The sequence below is a fragment of the Falsiroseomonas bella genome, from assembly GCF_003173615.1.
GTDB lineage: Bacteria > Pseudomonadota > Alphaproteobacteria > Acetobacterales > Acetobacteraceae > Falsiroseomonas > Falsiroseomonas bella.
Map to the genome: position 1 here is coordinate 574,717 of NZ_QGNA01000003.1, position 15,420 is coordinate 590,136.

Consider the following 15,420-nt stretch of genomic DNA (forward strand, 5'->3'; position numbering starts at 1 on the left):
GCGCGCCCGCAGCGGCGGGCGCTGGGGGTGGAAGCGCCCGCCTCTGCCGCTCAGCCCGCTCCGACGGGGCCTTCGAAGACGTTCCGCAGTGTCCCGATGCCCTGGATCGTGACCTCCACGGCCATGCCGGGGCGCATCGGCAGCGCGCCCACGCTGGTCCCGCAGGCGATGACGTCGCCGGGCTCGAGCGTCATCTCACGCGAGAGCAGCGACACGATGCGCGCGGGCGGCAGGATCATGTCGCTGCACGGATAGTCCTGCCGCATGCGTCCGTTCAGCGTCACCTGCACGCGCAGCGCGGACCAGTCGAGGCCGGTCGCGATCGCCGGGCCGATCGGGCCGAAGCTGTCGCAGCCCTTGGCGCGCGCCCACTGCGCGAAGGAAGGATCCGCGTTCAGCAGGTCGAGCGCGGTGACGTCGTTCACGCAGGTGAGGCCGAAGATCGCCGCCGCGGCGTCATCCTCATCCACGTCGTGCACGCGCCTGCCGATCACCAGGCCCAGCTCGCCTTCGTAGATCACACGGCCGGCGTAGGAGGGCGGCGGGCGGATCGGCGCCTCGGGCCCGATGACGCTGCGCGGCGACTTCAGGAAGTAGAGCGGCGTCTCCGGGATCGCCAGGTTCTGCTTCGCCGCCGCCTCTCGGTAGTTGTTCCAGAGACCGACGAACAGGCCGGGCCGCACCGGCGGCAGCAGGGCGACATCGGCCCGCGCGATCGTCTCCTCGGTCGGCGTGGCGCCGGCGAAAAGATCGCCCGCATGTACGCGGATCGCCTCTCCCTCCAGCATGCCGAAACCCTCCGCGCCGTCATGCGCGTAGCGGACCCACAGGACCATGTCCCTTCCCCCGTTCTGCCGGCAGCGAACAGGCAGCAGCCGGATGCGCCCGGCAAGGCCCCCGCCACGCTTTACACGATTTTCTTTGCTTTACAGTGGTTTCCGCCCCATCCGTCGTGACACGCCACGGCCGCGAGGCCCTGGAGATGGAAGCGCGGGCGCCCAGCGCGCCGCATGGAGGGAGTCGCACGGATGTCGAAGCTGGTGTCGCGCCGGAGCCTGGCGCTGGGCCTTGGCGGCGGAGTGAGCATGGCGGCACTGGGCGGGCGCGGCGCGTCGGCCGCCGGTTGGGAACCGACGCGGCCGGTGCAGCTCATCGTCCCGGCCGGAACCGGAGGCGGTGCGGACCAGATGGCGCGCGCCATCCAGGGCATCGTCTCCAAACACAACTTGCTGCGCCAGCCGATCGTGGTGGTGAACAAGGCCGGCGGCGCCGGTGCGGAAGGCTTCCTGGAAGCGAAGGGCGCGCGGCGCAACCCGCATGTACTGATCATCACCCTCTCCAACCTCTTCACCACGCCGATGGCCACCGGCGTGCCCTTCAGCTGGCGCGACCTCACGCCGATCCGAATGATGGCGCTGGACGAGTTCGTGCTGTGGGTGAACGCAGAGTCGCCCTGGAAGACCGTCGGCGAGTTCGTGGAGGCGGCGAAGGGCAGCCGCCTGCGCATGGGCGGCACCGGATCGAAGCAGGAAGATCAGATCATCACCGCCGCGATCACGCGCGCCACCGGCGCGCCCTTCAACTACGTGCCCTTCCGTGGCGGCGGAGAGGTGGCGGTGCAGCTGGTCGGGCGGCACATCGACAGCACGGTCAACAACCCGATCGAGGCGGTGACGCACTGGCGCGCCGGTGCGTTGCGCCCGCTCTGCGTCTTCGACAGCCAGCGCCTGGCGGGCACCGAGAAGATGACCGAGACGATGGCGTGGCGCGACATCCCCACGGCGAAGGAATCCGGCCTCGATGTGGAATACCTGATGCTGCGCGGCATCATGGGCGCGCCCGGCATCACGCCCGCGCAGTTGGATTTCCACGCCGATCTCCTCGGCAAGGTGCGCGAGACGCCGGAATGGCGCGAGCTGATGGCGCAGGGCGCCTTCAACACCACCACCATGACCGGCGACGCCTTCGCCACCTGGCTCGCGCGCGAGGAGGAACGCCACCGGGCGCTGATGCAGGAAGCCGGCTTCCTCGCCGGCCAGAGCTGATGCCCCTGGTGACGGGCGAGGAACCGCGCCATCCGCCGCGCGCGCCGGATGGCGCGGCGGCCGGCGCAGTCGGGATGGAGCTGCACGTGCCGCAGACCGCGGCGCACGGCGGCGTCGGCGTGGGAACGATGGAGGCGGTCGCCTCCCTCGGCTTCATGGCCGCCGGGGCCGCCGCGATCTGGGACAGCCTGCGGCTCGGTGCCGGCTGGGCCGCGGACGGGCCGCAGACCGGCTACTTCCCCTTCTGGATCGGCCTGTTGCTGGTGACCGCCTCGGCGATCAACCTGGTCGGCGTCGCGCTCGCGGCACGCCCGCGCGGGGGCGAGCTGCGCGGCCGCGCGGCACCGCTGTTCCTGAGCTGGGAGCAGTTGCGCACGGTCGCGACGGTCTTCGTGCCGACCGCGATCTATGTCGCGGCGATCCCCTTCATCGGGCTCTATGTCGCCTCGGCGCTGCTCGTTGCCTGGTTCATGTGGCGCCTCGGCGGCTTCGGCCCGTTGCGGGCGACCGCCAGCGGCGTCGCAACGGCGCTGGTCGCCTTCGCGGTGTTCGAGATCTGGTTCCTCGTCGCGCTGCCGAAGGGACCGCTGGAGGAGCTTCTGGGCTACTGACCCGAGGCTCCCGACTCCCACGACATTCCGGAGCGGATGATGGACGAGTTCGGCCTGCTGATGCAGGGCTTTGCCGTGGCCCTGCAGCCCGAGAACCTGGTGCTGATGCTGGTGGGCGTCGTGCTCGGCGTGCTGATCGGCGTGCTGCCCGGCCTCGGCGGCGCCAACGGTATCGCGATCCTGCTGCCGCTGACCTTTGCGATGCCGCCGGTTTCGGCGGTGATCATGCTCTCCTGCATCTACTGGGGCGCGCTGTTCGGCGGTGCCATCACCTCGATCCTGTTCAACATCCCCGGCGAGCCATGGAGCGTCGCCACCACTTTCGACGGCTATCCGATGGCGCAGCAGGGCCGCGCCGGGGAGGCGCTGACGGCGGCCTTCACCTCCTCCTTCGTCGGCGCCTTCGTCGCGGTGGTGATGATCACCTTCGTCGCGCCGGTGATCGCCGGCTTCGCGCTGCGCTTCGGCCCGCCGGAGTTCTTCGCGGTGATGTTCCTCTCCTTCGCCGCCTTCATCGGCATGGGCCGCGGCTCCGCGCTGAAGACCGTGATGGCGATGATGCTCGGCTTCCTGCTCGCCGCCGTCGGCATGGATGCGATGACCGGACAGCTCCGCCTGACCTTCGGCAGCACGGAGATGATCCGCGGCTTCGACTTCCTCGTCGCCGTGATCGGCCTGTTCGGCATCAGCGAGATCCTGATGTCCATCGAGGACGGGCTGCGCTTCCGCGGCCAGAAGGCGCGCATCGACCTGAAGGTGGTGCTGCGCACCTGGCGCGAGTTGCCGCGCCACTGGGCGATCGCGCTGCGCTCCGCGCTGATCGGCTGCTGGATGGGCATCACGCCTGCCGGCGCGACGCCCGCCTCCTTCATGTCCTATGGCGTGGCGCGCCGCATCTCGAAGCACCGCGCGGAGTTCGGCAAGGGACGGATCGAGGGCGTGATCGCGCCGGAGACGGCAGCGCACGCCGCCGGCACCTCCGCGCTGCTGCCGATGCTGACGCTCGGCGTGCCGGGCTCGCCCACCGCGGCGGTGCTGCTCGGCGGCCTCATCATGTGGGGGCTGCAGCCGGGGCCGATGCTCTTCGTGGAGCAGGCGGACTTCGTCTGGGGGCTGATCGCCAGCATGTATCTCGGCAACATCGCCGGGCTGCTGATCGTGCTGGTCGCCGTGCCCTGGTTCGCGGCAATCCTGCGCGTACCTTTCGCGGTGATCGCGGCGATCATCCTGGTGGTCTGCGCGATCGGCGCCTACACCGTGAACAACGCCGAATTCGACATCGTGCTGATGCTGGCCTTCGGCGTGATCGGCTACGTCCTGAAGAAGCTGGACTACCCGCTGGCGCCGCTGGTGCTGGCGCTGGTGCTGGGCGACCGCACGGAGGAAGCCTTCCGCCAGTCGCTGCTGATCAGCGAGGGCGACCTGACGGTGTTCTTCCACAACTGGCTGTCGGGCTCGATCATGGCGGCCGGCATCGTGCTCGCGGCCTGGCCGCTGCTGTCGGCGCTGCGCCTGCGTCTCGCTCGGCCGGCCGTCGCGTGAACCGCCCGGTTCAGGCCGCGGCCGCCAGTGCGGGCCCGAGCAGGGCGGCCAGGGGCGCGGGGCGGCCGAGCAGGTAGCCCTGGCCCCGGTCCACCCCAAGGCTGCGCAGCGTGGCGAGTTCCGCCTCGGTCTCGATGCCTTCGGCCACCAGGATGGCCCGCGTTTCCCGCGCATAATAGGTCATCGCGCTGGCCAGCGCGCGGCGCGCCGGATCGGCATCGAGGCTGCGCGTCAGGCTCATGTCCATCTTGATGATGTCGGGCTGGAGCTGGATCAGGTGCTGCAGCCCGGAATAGCCGGCGCCCGCGTCATCCGCGGCGATCTTCAGCCCGCGATTCTTCAGCGGCGCCAGGATGGACTGCAGCGCGCCATAGTCCGGCACCATCGCATGCTCGGTCAGTTCCAGCACGGTGCGCGGCAGATGGCGGGCGATAAGCGCCTCCTCCAGCCGGCCGCTCAGGATGGTTTCGGGCGAGGCGTTGACCGACAGCGTCACGGCTTGCGGCAATGCATCCAACGCCGCGAGCGCGCGCTCGATGACCATCAGTTCCAGATCCACGGCCAGTCCCGCCTCGGCCGCGTCCCGAAACCATTTGTCGGGCGACCGGTAGGGCTGCGGGCTGAAGCGGCAAAGCGCCTCGCAGGAGACGGTAGACATCCGCGCGAGGTCCATGATGGGCTGGAACACGACGGAGAAGTTGCTGCCCTGCATGACCGCATCGAGCGCCGCGCGGCGTGCCTGCCCCTGCCGCTGCGCTTCCAGCTCCGCATTCACCTGCCTCGCCGCGAGGCCCGCGAAGACCCGCATCGTCTCCAGGTCGCGCCGGTTCAGCGTCGGGTTCGGACGGGGGCTCAGGCAGCAGAACATGCCATAGGGCGAGCCGTCCGGAAGGCGTATCGGCAACGAGGCATGCGCGCCGATCGGCACGTTGCGCGTGATCGGCAGCGCCCGTGCCAGCGGTTCCGCCGCCGTATCCGGGATCAGCTCGGGCAGCCGGCCTTCCAGGATATGGGTGCAGTAGACATCGGCGAGCGGCATGCTGTCGCCCGGCTTGATCAGATGTTCGAGGCCCGGCGCGTCCACATGACGGAAGACGGAGCGGTCTCCCAAGAATTCCGAGAGATACGCCACCTCCATCCCGAGATGGTTGCGGATGGCGATCAGCGCGTCCTGGATGACGTGCCGCCCCGGGAAGGCCGGGTCCGGCCATGCACTGGAGATCTTCGTCATGCACTCCTCCCCGGCTTTGGCCGGGAAGGAAATGCCGCTTCAGGGACTAACGCCCGGCTAACTGGGCCGCGGTTTCAGATGAACACGCCTTTCATGCCGCCGGCGGGATAGCGCGTGCCGGCGGCGGCACCGGCCGGGATGGTGGCGGAGATGCGCGCCGCTTCCTCCGCCGTCAGCACCACATCCTGCGCGCCCAGATTCTCGTCGAACCGGCTGGCGCTGCGCGTGCCGGGGATGGGGAACACGTCGTCGCCCTGCGCCAGGAGCCAGGCCAAGCAGAGCTGCGCCGGCGTGCAGCCCTTCTCCCGCGCGAAATCGGCCACGCGCATCGCCAGCGCGTGGTTGTGCGCGAAATTCTCCGGCAGGAAGCGCGGATGCTGCGCACGGCGGCCGCCAACATCCTCCAGCGTGTTGATGGTGCCGGAGAGGAAGCCGCGGCCAAGCGGCGCATAGGCGACGAAGGCGATGCCGAGTTCCTGAGTCACCTCCCGCGTCTGCTCCGCCTCCGTGCGGTAGAGCAGCGAGTATTCTGTCTGGATCGCGCTGATCGGATGCACCGCATGCGCCCGGCGGATGCGATCCGGCGCGGCTTCCGACAGGCCGAGCCAGCGCACCTTGCCCTGCTCCACCAGCCGCGTCATCGCACCGACCGTCTCCTCCACCGGCACGTTCGGATCCACGCGGTGCTGGTAGTAGAGGTCGATGTGGTCCACGCCGAGGCGCTTCAGCGAAGCCTCGCAGGCCGCCGCGACATGCGCCGGCGATCCGTCGACGCCGTTGCCGCCGCCCTCGCGCCGGATCTGGCCGAACTTGGAGGCGAGAAAGACCTGGTCGCGGCGGCCCTTGATCGCGCGCCCGATCACCTCCTCGTTGTGGCCCCAGCCATACATGTCGGAGCTGTCGAGGTGGTTCACGCCCTGGTCCAGCACGTGATGGATCAGCTTCTCCGAGGCCGCGTCGTCGGCATCGCCATAGACGCCGGAGAGCGACATGCAGCCGAGCCCGATGCGCGACACGAGCGGGCCGTTGGCGCCGAGGGCGCGGCGTTGGGCGGTCATGGCGCTCTCTCCTGCCTGAAGCCAATGGCGTCCAGCGCATTGCGCATGGCGGGCGAGCCTAACATGGCCAGGATCGCCTCCGCCTGTGCGCCATCCGCGACCGGGGCCGCGGCATAGCCGGTGGCGAGGTCGTAGGGCGGCGGAAACTCGCCGAGCAGCGAGACACCGGGACGGTTCACGATCTCCGTCACCTGGCTGACCGCAAGCTCCACCTCGCCGCGGCCGCAGGCGGCGACGGCCTCGACGCCGAAGCGCACAAGCTTCGCCTTGGCCCGCACCGCATCGGCGATCCCCAGCTTTTCGATCACGGCCTCGAAGTGCTTGCCGGCGGTGGCGCCGCTGCTGCCCTCTGCCCAGCCGATGCTCTCGGCGGCGAGCAGCGCGGCGCGGAATGCGTCCGGCGTGTCGATGGGCCGGCGCGGCGCACCCTCGCGCAGCGCCAGGCCGGTGCCGGCGAGGCCGAGCTTGAGGATCGCTTCGCGCCGGATCAGCCCGCGCGCGGCGAGGCGTTCCAGCGCGTCGTCGCTGACCACGATCACCGCGGGGCGCTCACCCTCCAGCACGCGGTCGCGCAGCGCGCCCACCGTGCCCCAGGCGATCTCCGGATGACCAGGCCAGTCCAGCCGCTCCACCGCCGTCTTGATCGCGCCGCAGAAGAAGGCCGGCGGCGTGGTCATGCCGTGCGCTCGAGGATTTCCAGGCCGCGGTTGCGGTCCAGCACATAGACCAGCCCGCGCGCGTCGGTGTCCACGTCGTTGGCCTGCGGGCTGCTCTGGCCGGGCGGCGGCTCCGCCAGCCAGTGCGCCACCTCCGTCGGCGCGGTCGGATCGGCGATGTCCACCACGCGCAGCCCGCCGCCGAACCAGGTGGTGTAGAGGCAGGTGTCCTCCATGTGCTCCTGGAACTGGTGCGCGCCGAAGCGGCCGCCGGCCTTGACGTAGGGATTGTCCAGCTCGGTCAGGTGCCACATGGACAGCGGCTGGATCTTCGCGGGGTCCGTCACGTCGAAGACCCAGAGGCCGCCATGCAACTGGCCCGCGACATGCTCGTGCTCCTCGTCCACGGCCACGGCGATGTCGCGGCCACCGATCTGGAAGGGCACGCGCATGAAGGTGTGCGTCGGCTCCGGGAAGGGTGGATGGTAGCGGTATTCGCCGACCACCTTCGGCCTCGTGATGTCGCTGACATCGAGGATGCGGCAGCCAGCATACCACACAGCGGCGAAGAGCTGGTCGCCATGGCGCAGCGTGTGGTGCAGGCGGTGCTGCTGCCCCTGCCAGGTCGGAACCTCGCCGGCGGCGACGTGCTGGCCCGGCATGTGCCAGCGCGAGACCTCCCGCGGCTTCGCCGGGTCGGCGATGTCGTAGATCACCAGGATGTTGCCGACATAGCCCTCCATCTCGGTCGAGATGTAGGCGTAGCGCGCATCCAGGTCGAAGCGGTGCACGCCGATACCGCCGGTGAGCTGGTGCGTCAGCAGCTTCGGGTTGGAGCGGTCGCGGATATCCCAGACTCGGAAGCCGCCCTCGGCATAGGCGGGCTCGGTCAGCGAGGCGCGGGCACGCGGCAGGAAGCCGGGCTTCACCTTGATCGCGGCCGCGAGCTCCACATCGCTGATGGCGCGGCCATGCTGCGCGAGATAGGCAGCCTCGATCTCCGGGATGCGCTTTGCGCGGCGCAGCGCATGCCGCTGATCCTGCTCGACATTCGTGACCATGATGTCGCCAGCGACACGCACTTTGTGGGTGTGCGAGCCGCTCGACGGTGGGTCGAGGCGCGCGACGATGCGCGGGTTCCGCGGATCGGACACGTCCACGATGGAGGTGCCGTGCGGCGGCTCCATGTGCCCGATATAGGCGTAGCCTCCATCCACATAGACCTGGCCGCCGCCCGGCATGTCCAGCCAGGCGATCCGCCTGAGGCCCTTCGCGGAAACCGCGCCCTCGCTCATCCTGTGTCTTCCTTCAGGCAGCAGCGCGCCGCGCCAGCCGGCGCTCGCGCCAGATCGGCAGCACCACCGAGATCACCAGCAGCACCCACAGCGCATTCGCGATGGGCGAGGAGAACAGCACCATGATGTCCCCCTGCCCGATGCGCAGGCTGCGCAGCAGGTAGCGTTCGAAGATCGGGCCGAGCAGCACGCCGATCAGGATCGAGGTGACATGGTAGTTGGTCTTGACCGCGATGTACCCGATCACGCCGAAGCCGAGCGCGAGCGCCATGTCGAACATGTATTCCCGGTCGGCGAAGGCGCCGATCACCGTCAGCCCCAGGATCAGCGGCACGATCACATGCACCGGCACGGTCACCACCTTGGATGCGTAGCGCGCCATGGGCAGGATCAGCGGGATCATGAAGATGTAGGCGACCGTCATCATCACGAAGACGCCGTAGGCGATGTTCGGGCTGTCCTGGAACAGCCGCGGCCCGAGCGTGATGCCCTGGTACTGCAGCACGATCATCATCACCGCGGCCGTCGAGCCGCCGGGGATGCCGATGGCCATGGTCGGCACCAGCGTGCCGGAGGTGACGCCGTTGTTCGCGCTTTCCGGCGCGATCACGCCGGGGGCGAAGCCGGTGCCGTATTTCTCCGGCGTCTTGGAGAACAGCCGCGACTGCTGGTAGGCCACGAAGGACGCGATGTAGGCGCCCGCGCCCGGGATCACGCCGATGGCAAGCCCGAGGAAGGCGGTCCAGACGATCTGCCACCAGTAGCGCAGGGAGAGCCGGATGCCGTCCAGCGTATCCGCCCATTGCGGGCGTTGCTGCGTGGCTGGCTTGCTGCCGCCGCCGAACTTCTCCTCCAGCATCACCAGGCATTCGCTGATGGCGAAGAGGCCGATGAGCACCGGCACCAGCGGCAGCCCGTCATACAGCTCCAGGAAGCCGAAGGTGGCGCGTGGCGTCGAATAGACCTGGTCGGTCCCGATTGCGCCGAGCATCAGGCCGAAGGCCCCGCCGATCAGGCCCTTCAGCATGTCCTTCGCGGCCAGCACCGCGATCAGCGTCAAGCCGAAGAGGATGATCACCACCATCTCGACCGAGCGCAGGATCAGGCCGAGTTCCGCAAGGAAGGGCAGGACGCCGAGCACGGCGACGGAAGTGATCAGCCCGCCGGCCACCGATGCGATGAAGGACAGCATCAGCGCCTGCTGCGCCTGGCCCTTCTTCGTCATCTGGTAGCCGTCGATGCAGGTGGCGGCGGCACCCGCGCTGCCCGGAATGTTCACCAGGATCGCCGGGATGCCGCCCGACAGATGGTTGGCGCAGTAGAGCGAGATCATGAAGGCGAGCGCCGCCTCCACATCCATCGCCAGCGTCACGGGCAGCAGGATGATCAGCGTGTTCTGCGGCGAGAAGCCCGGCAGCACGCCGACCGCGAGGCCGAGCGCGATGCCCGGGATGATCGCCCACCAGAGCGAGAAGGACCGGCCGAAGAGATCGGCGATCGTCGCGAGGTCGAGTTCCATCAGTCCACCGGCCCGATGCCGAAGAGCGCTGCCATCGCATGCTCGAAGGGGCCGAGCGGGAAGCGCGTGCCCAGGATGACGATCAGCGTGGCCCAGACGAGCAGCGGCGTGATGACCGAGACGCCGATCAGGCTCGGCCAGTGCCGACCGCCCAGCAGCCACATGCCGATGAAGAGCATCAGCCCGAGCGTGATGCTGGTGCCGAGCAGCGGCAGAACGACGAGGAACGCCACCATCAGCGCCATCAGCATCAGGCGGACCCGATCCGTCTCGGGATCGCCCCCAAGCGTGAAGCGCAACGTGGCCTGCCGGTTCGCCACCCGCCAGCCCACGCGGAACAGCAGCAGCGCCACCAGCAGCAGGAGGATGGCGCCGATGACGATGCCGTTGGCCTTCGCCTCCCAGGCCAGTTCCTGCACCGTCCAGAAATAGTAGGCGGTGAAGCCGACCGCGAGGGCCGGAATGATCAGCTCCTGCCCGATCGGCGGAGGGTCGCTGCCTTGGCGTTGCATTCGAACCTCCTCCGGCCGGGTTTGGGCTAGCGTTGCGCCGAAAGCTGCTGGCGGTAGCGGTTCGCCAGCTCGATCATCGCCAGGGCGTATTCCGTGCAGGTCGCGCGGTCGCCGAAGCGCAGCGTCTGCGCCGGCTGGCCGACCTTCTCCATCGACTCCTTGAACAGCGGATCGTCGAAGACCTTCTTCGCCGTGTCTTCCAGGATCTGGAAGCGGTCCGAGAAACGCTCGATGGCGCGGGTGTGGATCGCCCAGGCGCGCGAGGAATAGAGGTCCGGAATGCGGGTGCCGAACACCTGGTTGATGGTCGGCGCATTCTCCGTCAGGTCGGCCAGCACGTTCTCGCGCGCGAAGACGCCGAGCACCTTGAGGCGCCCGCGCTGCAGCGTGAGGCCGCTGACCGGCAGCGCGCCGATGTCGGCCTCGCTGTTCATCACCGCGACGAGCGTCGGGCTGCCGCCGCCATAGGGGATCAGGTTGAACCGCGCACCCTGCGCCTCGCCCAGCGCCAGCATGCCGATGGAGGCCGGGTGCGGGATGCGGCTGACCGCGACGTTCAACGGCCGGCGCTTCGCCTCCGCAACGATGTCCTCGACCCGCCGGAAGGGCGAGTCGTTCTTCACGAAGATGGCGCTGTCGTCGATGTCGGTACGGCAGAAATAGGAGATGTCCTCGGGGAAGCGGAAGCGCGGCCGCTGGAGGGCATACATGATCATCTCCGGCCCCATGTTGCCGAAGAGCAGGTTGTAGGCGTCCGGATCGCGCCGGTTGACGTAGAGCTCGTAGCCCACCTGGCCGGCCGCGCCCGGGAAGAACTCGTATTCGAACTGCCGGCCGCCGAGCAGCTTCGACCACGCGTCGTCGAAGGCGCGCGCCAGGCGGTCCGCGCCGCCGCCCTGGCCGGTTGGGATCACCACGCGGAAATTGCGCGTGGGGAAGCCGGACTGCGCTGATGCGCCGCGCGGCAACGCAGCGCCGAGCGCGGCGACGGCAGCGCCGGCCCCGAAGGCGCGGCGGCCGATCATGCGGTTGGTGAAGCCCATCGTCGTTGTCTCCTCCCGTTGGACCGGCGGCGCGCCGGCGACGTTCAGTGGCCTTCGGCCGCGCCCCGGTAGACCGGGTCCGGCTGCGCGAAGAAGGATGCCAGGATGTGCTTCACCAGCGCGTGGTTCTTCTGCTGGAAGCTGGCATGCGAGATGCCGGGCATCACCGCGAACTGCTTGTCCGCGTTGGGCAGGCGCCTGAAGAACTCGATCAGGTCGTCGAAGCCCGCGATGCCGTCGTACTGGCCGCGCATCACGATGGTCGGCACCGTGATCTTCGCCGGATCCACCACTGGCAGGTTCAGGCACATGTCCACATAGGTGCCGATCGGCACGCTGTCGTCGAGGGCGAGGATCGCGTCCGCGAAGGCCTCCACCAGGGTCTCGTCCCCGGTGCCGGGATGGTCGCGCGTGAAGATGGATCGCACGAAGTCGCGATCGATCGGGCGCCGCTTCCCGGCCGCCTGGTACTCCGGCAGCTTCTTCCGCCGCTGCTCCAGCGTCGGGCTGCCCTCCCCGGTCCAGACGAAGGCATCGAGCGCCAGGCGCTTCACGCGTTCCGGCCGGCGCTGCGCGAAGAGCGCCGCCTTCAGCGCGCCCGAGGAGATGCCATAGACCAGCAGGGGCTCAGGCCCGCGCTGCGCGGCGATGTATTCGGCCGCGCGCTCGATGTCGTCGGCGCCCGTCGCGATGTCGCAGATGATGTCGCGACGCTTCGAGGACCGGCCGTAGCCCTCATTGTCCAGGCACCAGGTGTCGTAGCCGGCACGCGCGAACAGATCCATCACCGAGGTGTCGTCGCGCCCCGGCACCTGCAGGTCGAAGGTGGGCTGGGAGCCCATGGAGGAGCCGTGGATGAAGAGGATGATCCCGCGCCGCGGACCCGGCGCCACCGAGCGCTTCTCCCAGAGGAAGAGACGGACATCGCCCTTGTCCGTCCAATGCTCGACGCCCGTCACAGGCTGCGTCATCCGGCACGTTCCCTTTCGCCGCGCAAGGGGCCGGCTTGCCGGGCCTCGGCCCGGGCAATCCTGGAACATCCCTCGCGTCGTGGTTGCTTGATCTTGCTCGATCATTCGGGCGTCGCCGCAGTCCCGTCAAGACCGGCCAGACGCTTGCAATCGTCAGAATCCGAATAGCGCCGCCGGATTGTCGACGAGGATCTTGCGGCGCATCGCCTCCTCAGGTGCCCAATCCTTGAGCAGGTTGAAGAGCTGCACGGAGCCGACCTGATCCGCGAAGGAGAGGTGCGGGTAGTCGCTGCCCCAGATGATCCGGTCCGGCGCAGCCTCGATCACGGCACGCGCCATCGGCACCGCATCGGCGAAGCCGGGCGGCGTCGCCATGCGGTAAGTGCCGGTGAACTTGACATAGCCCTGCACCGCGCCGCCGCGCACGATCTCCAGAAGCTTCAGGAAGCCCGGCTGGGCTGGCCCGTCCTTCGCCAGGAACATGCCCATATGCGCAACGCTGAAGGGGCAGCGCAGCGAGGCGAAGGTGGGCAGCAGCTCCTCCGTCAGCCAGCCCGGGCCGAGGAAATCGAGGTGCCAGCCGAGCTCGATGCACCGTGCCTCCAACCGGCGGATGCGCGGCAGCATGGTCGCGGAGAAGCCCGGCACATGCGGCTTCACGGGCGAGTAGTTGATCCGCACGCCGCGCACGCCGATTGCGTCCAGCTCCGCGAGGAGGACGTCGGGTGCGTCCTCCTCGATGTCCACGATGCCGCGGCAGCGCTGCGGCCCGATCTGCTTCATCGCGTCCAGCATGCAGGCATTGTCGCGGCCATAGGCGCTGGGCTGGACGAAGACGAAACGCTCGATGCCGAGATGCCTTGCCAGCGCCATGTAGTCCGCAAGCTCCGCGACCGGGGGTGCGTAGCGCAGCGGCTCGGAGGACGCGTAGGGATAGCGCTCGGCCGGGCCGAATACGTGGAAATGCGCGTCGCAGGAGAGAGGCGGCGCGCGGAAGGCCGGCGGCGGTTCGTTCTCGTGCAAGCGGGCTCTCCTATTCCACCTTCACGCCCGCGCGGGCGATCACCTCTTTCCACAGCGCGACGTCGCGCGCGAGGAAGGCGCTCATTGCCTCGGGCGTGGAGGTCACGGGCACCGCGGCCTGCCGCGCGAACGCCTCGCGCAGCGCCGGCTTCTCGCAGGCCGCGACCACCTCCCTGTTCAACCGCGCGACGATCGGCGCGAGCGTGCCGGAGGCGACGGCGATGCCCCACCAATAGGACATGGTGTAGCCGGGCTGGCCGGCCTGGGCGAAGGTCGGCACGTCGGGCAGCATCGCGCTGCGCGCATCGCCGCTGACGGCAAGGCCCAGCAGCGAGCCGCCGCGCACATGCGCGACACCGGAAGCGAGGCTCGCGATCGCCATGTCCACGCGCCCCGCGATCACCTCCTGGATCGCGGCCGCCACGCCGCGGAACGGCACGTGCAACGCGCGCATCCCCGCGACATTCAGCAGCAGCTCCATCGCGAGATGCGCGGAGGAGCCCTGCCCGCCCGAGCCGAAGGTGATCTCGCCCGGCTTCTGCTTCGCCAGGGCCACAAGCTCCGCCAGCGTCTTCGGCCCGAGGCCGGGACGCACCAGCAGGATGGAGGGCGAGGTCGCGATCTGGCTGACCTGCTGCAGGTCCTTGAGCGGATCGAAGGGCAGGTTGTTATAGAGGCCCGGCGAGATCGCCAGCGAATTGTCCGTCAGCAGCATGGTGTAGCCGTCGGCCGGGCTGCGCACGACGGCGGTGGCGCCGACCGTGCCGCCTGCGCCGGTCCGGTTCTCCACGATCACCTGCTGACCCAGCGGCCCGGACATCTCGGCCGCGACCAGGCGCGCGGAGGTGTCGGTGAAGGAACCGGGCGCGAAGGGCACGACGATGCGCAGCGACCGATCCGGCCAGCCGGATTGCGCGAAGGCCGGCTTTGCGAGCGGCGCAGCGGCAAGTGCGCCGAGCAGGGTCCGACGGTTCATGGCGTGGTGTCCTCCCTTCACGCGTGTTTGCGGCCGACGGCTTCGCGCCAGCTTGAGAGCATCGCCTCGCGGTTCGCCGGGTCGAGCAGGCGCTCGAATCCCTGGTCCAGCGCGATCGAGGAGACGGGCTGCGCCGCCGCGCCGAGGAGCGGGTAGAGCCCCGCCGCGCCCAGTGCCGCCTGCCCTTCGGGCGAAACGAGATGCGCGAGGAAGGCCGCGGCCGCTTCCGGGTTGGCGGCGCGGCGGGGGATGAAGGCGACGCGCGCCACCGCCGCCGGTGGCGCGGCGGAAGGCGCGACGGACAGGTCGGGATGCGCCGCTGCCGCGCGCGCGGCATAGGCGCCAAGCACATGCAGCCCGAGCCCCGCCCCCTGCTCCATGGCGGCGGCAAGCTGCCCGATGGAGCCGACCGGGCGCGGCGCCACGGCGGCGAGCGCGTCCAGCATCGCTCCGAATTCCGGCGCCTCAAGGCTCCAGCGCAACATGGAAAGGAAGCCGAGGCCGTTCGCCTCGATGTCGGGCACCACCACCTGCCCGCGGAACCGCGGAGCCTGCGCGCGGAGCAGCGCGGCGAGTTCGCCCGGCGTGCCCGCCGGCGCGGGCGGGCCGCGCATCAGCGTGACGATCGGCTCCGCCGTCGTGGATAGCGCAAGGTCGCGATACGCTGCCCAGTGCGGCAGGCCATGCGCGACGCCATGCGGCTGCGCCTCGCCCTGCAGCACCAGGCCCATCTGCAGGTCCATGGCGCTGCTCCAGATAAGGTCGGCGGTCGCGTCGCCGGCGGCGAGCTCGGCCAGGAAGCGCTGGTGCAGGGAGGTGCTGATACCGAAGACGAAGTCGAGCTCCACCGCCGGATGGCGTGCCGCGAAGCTGGCGAGAAGCGGCTCGCAATAGCGTCGCTCGGCGGCCGAGAGCAGCGTGAGGCGACCGCGCGCCAT

The 15,420-nt window shown here is 69.5% G+C and carries 15 protein-coding genes; 3 read left to right on the top strand and 12 right to left on the bottom strand.

All coding sequences use genetic code 11. The annotated features are described in order from the left end of the window. Nucleotides 1-50: 50 nt before the first annotated feature. Nucleotides 51-836: a fumarylacetoacetate hydrolase family protein gene (locus tag DFH01_RS15285; RefSeq protein WP_109871304.1), complete on the bottom strand. Its 786-nt coding sequence runs from the start codon at nt 834-836 to the stop codon at nt 51-53. Nucleotides 837-1,028: 192 nt separating this feature from the next. Here DFH01_RS15285 and DFH01_RS15290 point away from each other — a divergent pair, with 192 nt between their 5' ends. Genes DFH01_RS15290 through DFH01_RS15300 form a run of 3 tightly spaced genes read left to right on the top strand, consistent with a single transcriptional unit; the run spans nt 1,029 to nt 4,198 of the window. Next, nucleotides 1,029-2,045, top strand: a complete 1,017-nt coding sequence (locus DFH01_RS15290) for a Bug family tripartite tricarboxylate transporter substrate binding protein (RefSeq protein ID WP_109871305.1) — start codon at nt 1,029-1,031, stop codon at nt 2,043-2,045. After that, a complete protein-coding gene (locus DFH01_RS15295; RefSeq protein ID WP_199231244.1) occupies nt 2,045-2,656 on the top strand; it encodes a tripartite tricarboxylate transporter TctB family protein in 612 nt (203 codons plus the stop codon). Before DFH01_RS15290 ends, DFH01_RS15295 begins: the two co-directional genes overlap by 1 nt. A gap of 39 nt (nt 2,657-2,695) precedes the next feature. Then, on the top strand, nt 2,696-4,198 hold the full coding sequence (locus DFH01_RS15300; RefSeq protein ID WP_109871653.1) for a tripartite tricarboxylate transporter permease: 1,503 nt from the start codon (nt 2,696-2,698) through the stop codon (nt 4,196-4,198). 10 nt (nt 4,199-4,208) lie between these two features. Here DFH01_RS15300 and DFH01_RS15305 read toward each other — a convergent pair whose 3' ends face one another. From DFH01_RS15305 to DFH01_RS15355, 11 genes are all read right to left on the bottom strand, one after another. Next, the gene (locus DFH01_RS15305) at nt 4,209-5,429 is read right to left on the bottom strand and encodes a sensor domain-containing phosphodiesterase (RefSeq protein ID WP_109871306.1); all 1,221 of its coding nucleotides are present in this window, start codon (nt 5,427-5,429) and stop codon (nt 4,209-4,211) included. Between the two features lie 74 nt (nt 5,430-5,503). Then, nucleotides 5,504-6,487, bottom strand: a complete 984-nt coding sequence (locus tag DFH01_RS15310; protein ID WP_109871307.1) for an aldo/keto reductase — start codon at nt 6,485-6,487, stop codon at nt 5,504-5,506. Further along, complete coding sequence (locus DFH01_RS15315; protein WP_109871308.1) at nt 6,484-7,164, bottom strand: substrate-binding domain-containing protein; 681 nt, start codon at nt 7,162-7,164, stop codon at nt 6,484-6,486. Before DFH01_RS15315 ends, DFH01_RS15310 begins: the two co-directional genes overlap by 4 nt. After that, nucleotides 7,161-8,438: an LVIVD repeat-containing protein gene (locus DFH01_RS15320; RefSeq protein WP_109871309.1), complete on the bottom strand. Its 1,278-nt coding sequence runs from the start codon at nt 8,436-8,438 to the stop codon at nt 7,161-7,163. Before DFH01_RS15320 ends, DFH01_RS15315 begins: the two co-directional genes overlap by 4 nt. A gap of 13 nt (nt 8,439-8,451) precedes the next feature. Beyond that, the gene (locus DFH01_RS15325; protein WP_109871310.1) at nt 8,452-9,957 is read right to left on the bottom strand and encodes a tripartite tricarboxylate transporter permease; all 1,506 of its coding nucleotides are present in this window, start codon (nt 9,955-9,957) and stop codon (nt 8,452-8,454) included. Then, the gene (locus tag DFH01_RS15330; RefSeq protein ID WP_109871311.1) at nt 9,957-10,469 is read right to left on the bottom strand and encodes a tripartite tricarboxylate transporter TctB family protein; all 513 of its coding nucleotides are present in this window, start codon (nt 10,467-10,469) and stop codon (nt 9,957-9,959) included. Before DFH01_RS15330 ends, DFH01_RS15325 begins: the two co-directional genes overlap by 1 nt. 26 nt (nt 10,470-10,495) lie before the next feature. After that, nucleotides 10,496-11,512: a tripartite tricarboxylate transporter substrate-binding protein gene (locus DFH01_RS15335; RefSeq protein WP_109871312.1), complete on the bottom strand. Its 1,017-nt coding sequence runs from the start codon at nt 11,510-11,512 to the stop codon at nt 10,496-10,498. A 44-nt stretch (nt 11,513-11,556) separates the two neighbouring features. Continuing rightward, nucleotides 11,557-12,483: an alpha/beta hydrolase gene (locus DFH01_RS15340; RefSeq protein ID WP_109871313.1), complete on the bottom strand. Its 927-nt coding sequence runs from the start codon at nt 12,481-12,483 to the stop codon at nt 11,557-11,559. 153 nt (nt 12,484-12,636) lie between these two features. After that, on the bottom strand, nt 12,637-13,506 hold the full coding sequence (locus tag DFH01_RS15345) for an amidohydrolase family protein (RefSeq protein WP_109871314.1): 870 nt from the start codon (nt 13,504-13,506) through the stop codon (nt 12,637-12,639). 10 nt (nt 13,507-13,516) lie between these two features. Further along, a complete protein-coding gene (locus DFH01_RS15350) occupies nt 13,517-14,482 on the bottom strand; it encodes a tripartite tricarboxylate transporter substrate binding protein (protein WP_109871315.1) in 966 nt (321 codons plus the stop codon). Between the two features lie 17 nt (nt 14,483-14,499). After that, nucleotides 14,500-15,420, bottom strand: coding sequence for a substrate-binding domain-containing protein (locus DFH01_RS15355; RefSeq protein ID WP_158287771.1), 921 nt, complete (start codon nt 15,418-15,420; stop codon nt 14,500-14,502).

Excerpts from the sequence above, each read along its gene's own strand:
- DFH01_RS15285 (WP_109871304.1), bottom strand. The coding sequence starts at position 836 with ATGGTCCTGTGGGTCCGCTACGCGCATGACGGCGCGGAGGGTTTCGGC.
- DFH01_RS15290 (WP_109871305.1), top strand. The coding sequence starts at position 1,029 with ATGTCGAAGCTGGTGTCGCGCCGGAGCCTGGCGCTGGGCCTTGGCGGC.
- DFH01_RS15295 (WP_199231244.1), top strand. The coding sequence starts at position 2,045 with ATGCCCCTGGTGACGGGCGAGGAACCGCGCCATCCGCCGCGCGCGCCG.
- DFH01_RS15300 (WP_109871653.1), top strand. The coding sequence starts at position 2,696 with ATGGACGAGTTCGGCCTGCTGATGCAGGGCTTTGCCGTGGCCCTGCAG.
- DFH01_RS15305 (WP_109871306.1), bottom strand. The coding sequence starts at position 5,429 with ATGACGAAGATCTCCAGTGCATGGCCGGACCCGGCCTTCCCGGGGCGG.
- DFH01_RS15310 (WP_109871307.1), bottom strand. The coding sequence starts at position 6,487 with ATGACCGCCCAACGCCGCGCCCTCGGCGCCAACGGCCCGCTCGTGTCG.
- DFH01_RS15315 (WP_109871308.1), bottom strand. The coding sequence starts at position 7,164 with ATGACCACGCCGCCGGCCTTCTTCTGCGGCGCGATCAAGACGGCGGTG.
- DFH01_RS15320 (WP_109871309.1), bottom strand. The coding sequence starts at position 8,438 with ATGAGCGAGGGCGCGGTTTCCGCGAAGGGCCTCAGGCGGATCGCCTGG.
- DFH01_RS15325 (WP_109871310.1), bottom strand. The coding sequence starts at position 9,957 with ATGGAACTCGACCTCGCGACGATCGCCGATCTCTTCGGCCGGTCCTTC.
- DFH01_RS15330 (WP_109871311.1), bottom strand. The coding sequence starts at position 10,469 with ATGCAACGCCAAGGCAGCGACCCTCCGCCGATCGGGCAGGAGCTGATC.
- DFH01_RS15335 (WP_109871312.1), bottom strand. The coding sequence starts at position 11,512 with ATGGGCTTCACCAACCGCATGATCGGCCGCCGCGCCTTCGGGGCCGGC.
- DFH01_RS15340 (WP_109871313.1), bottom strand. The coding sequence starts at position 12,483 with ATGACGCAGCCTGTGACGGGCGTCGAGCATTGGACGGACAAGGGCGAT.
- DFH01_RS15350 (WP_109871315.1), bottom strand. The coding sequence starts at position 14,482 with ATGAACCGTCGGACCCTGCTCGGCGCACTTGCCGCTGCGCCGCTCGCA.
- DFH01_RS15355 (WP_158287771.1), bottom strand. The coding sequence starts at position 15,420 with ATGGCGCGCGGTCGCCTCACGCTGCTCTCGGCCGCCGAGCGACGCTAT.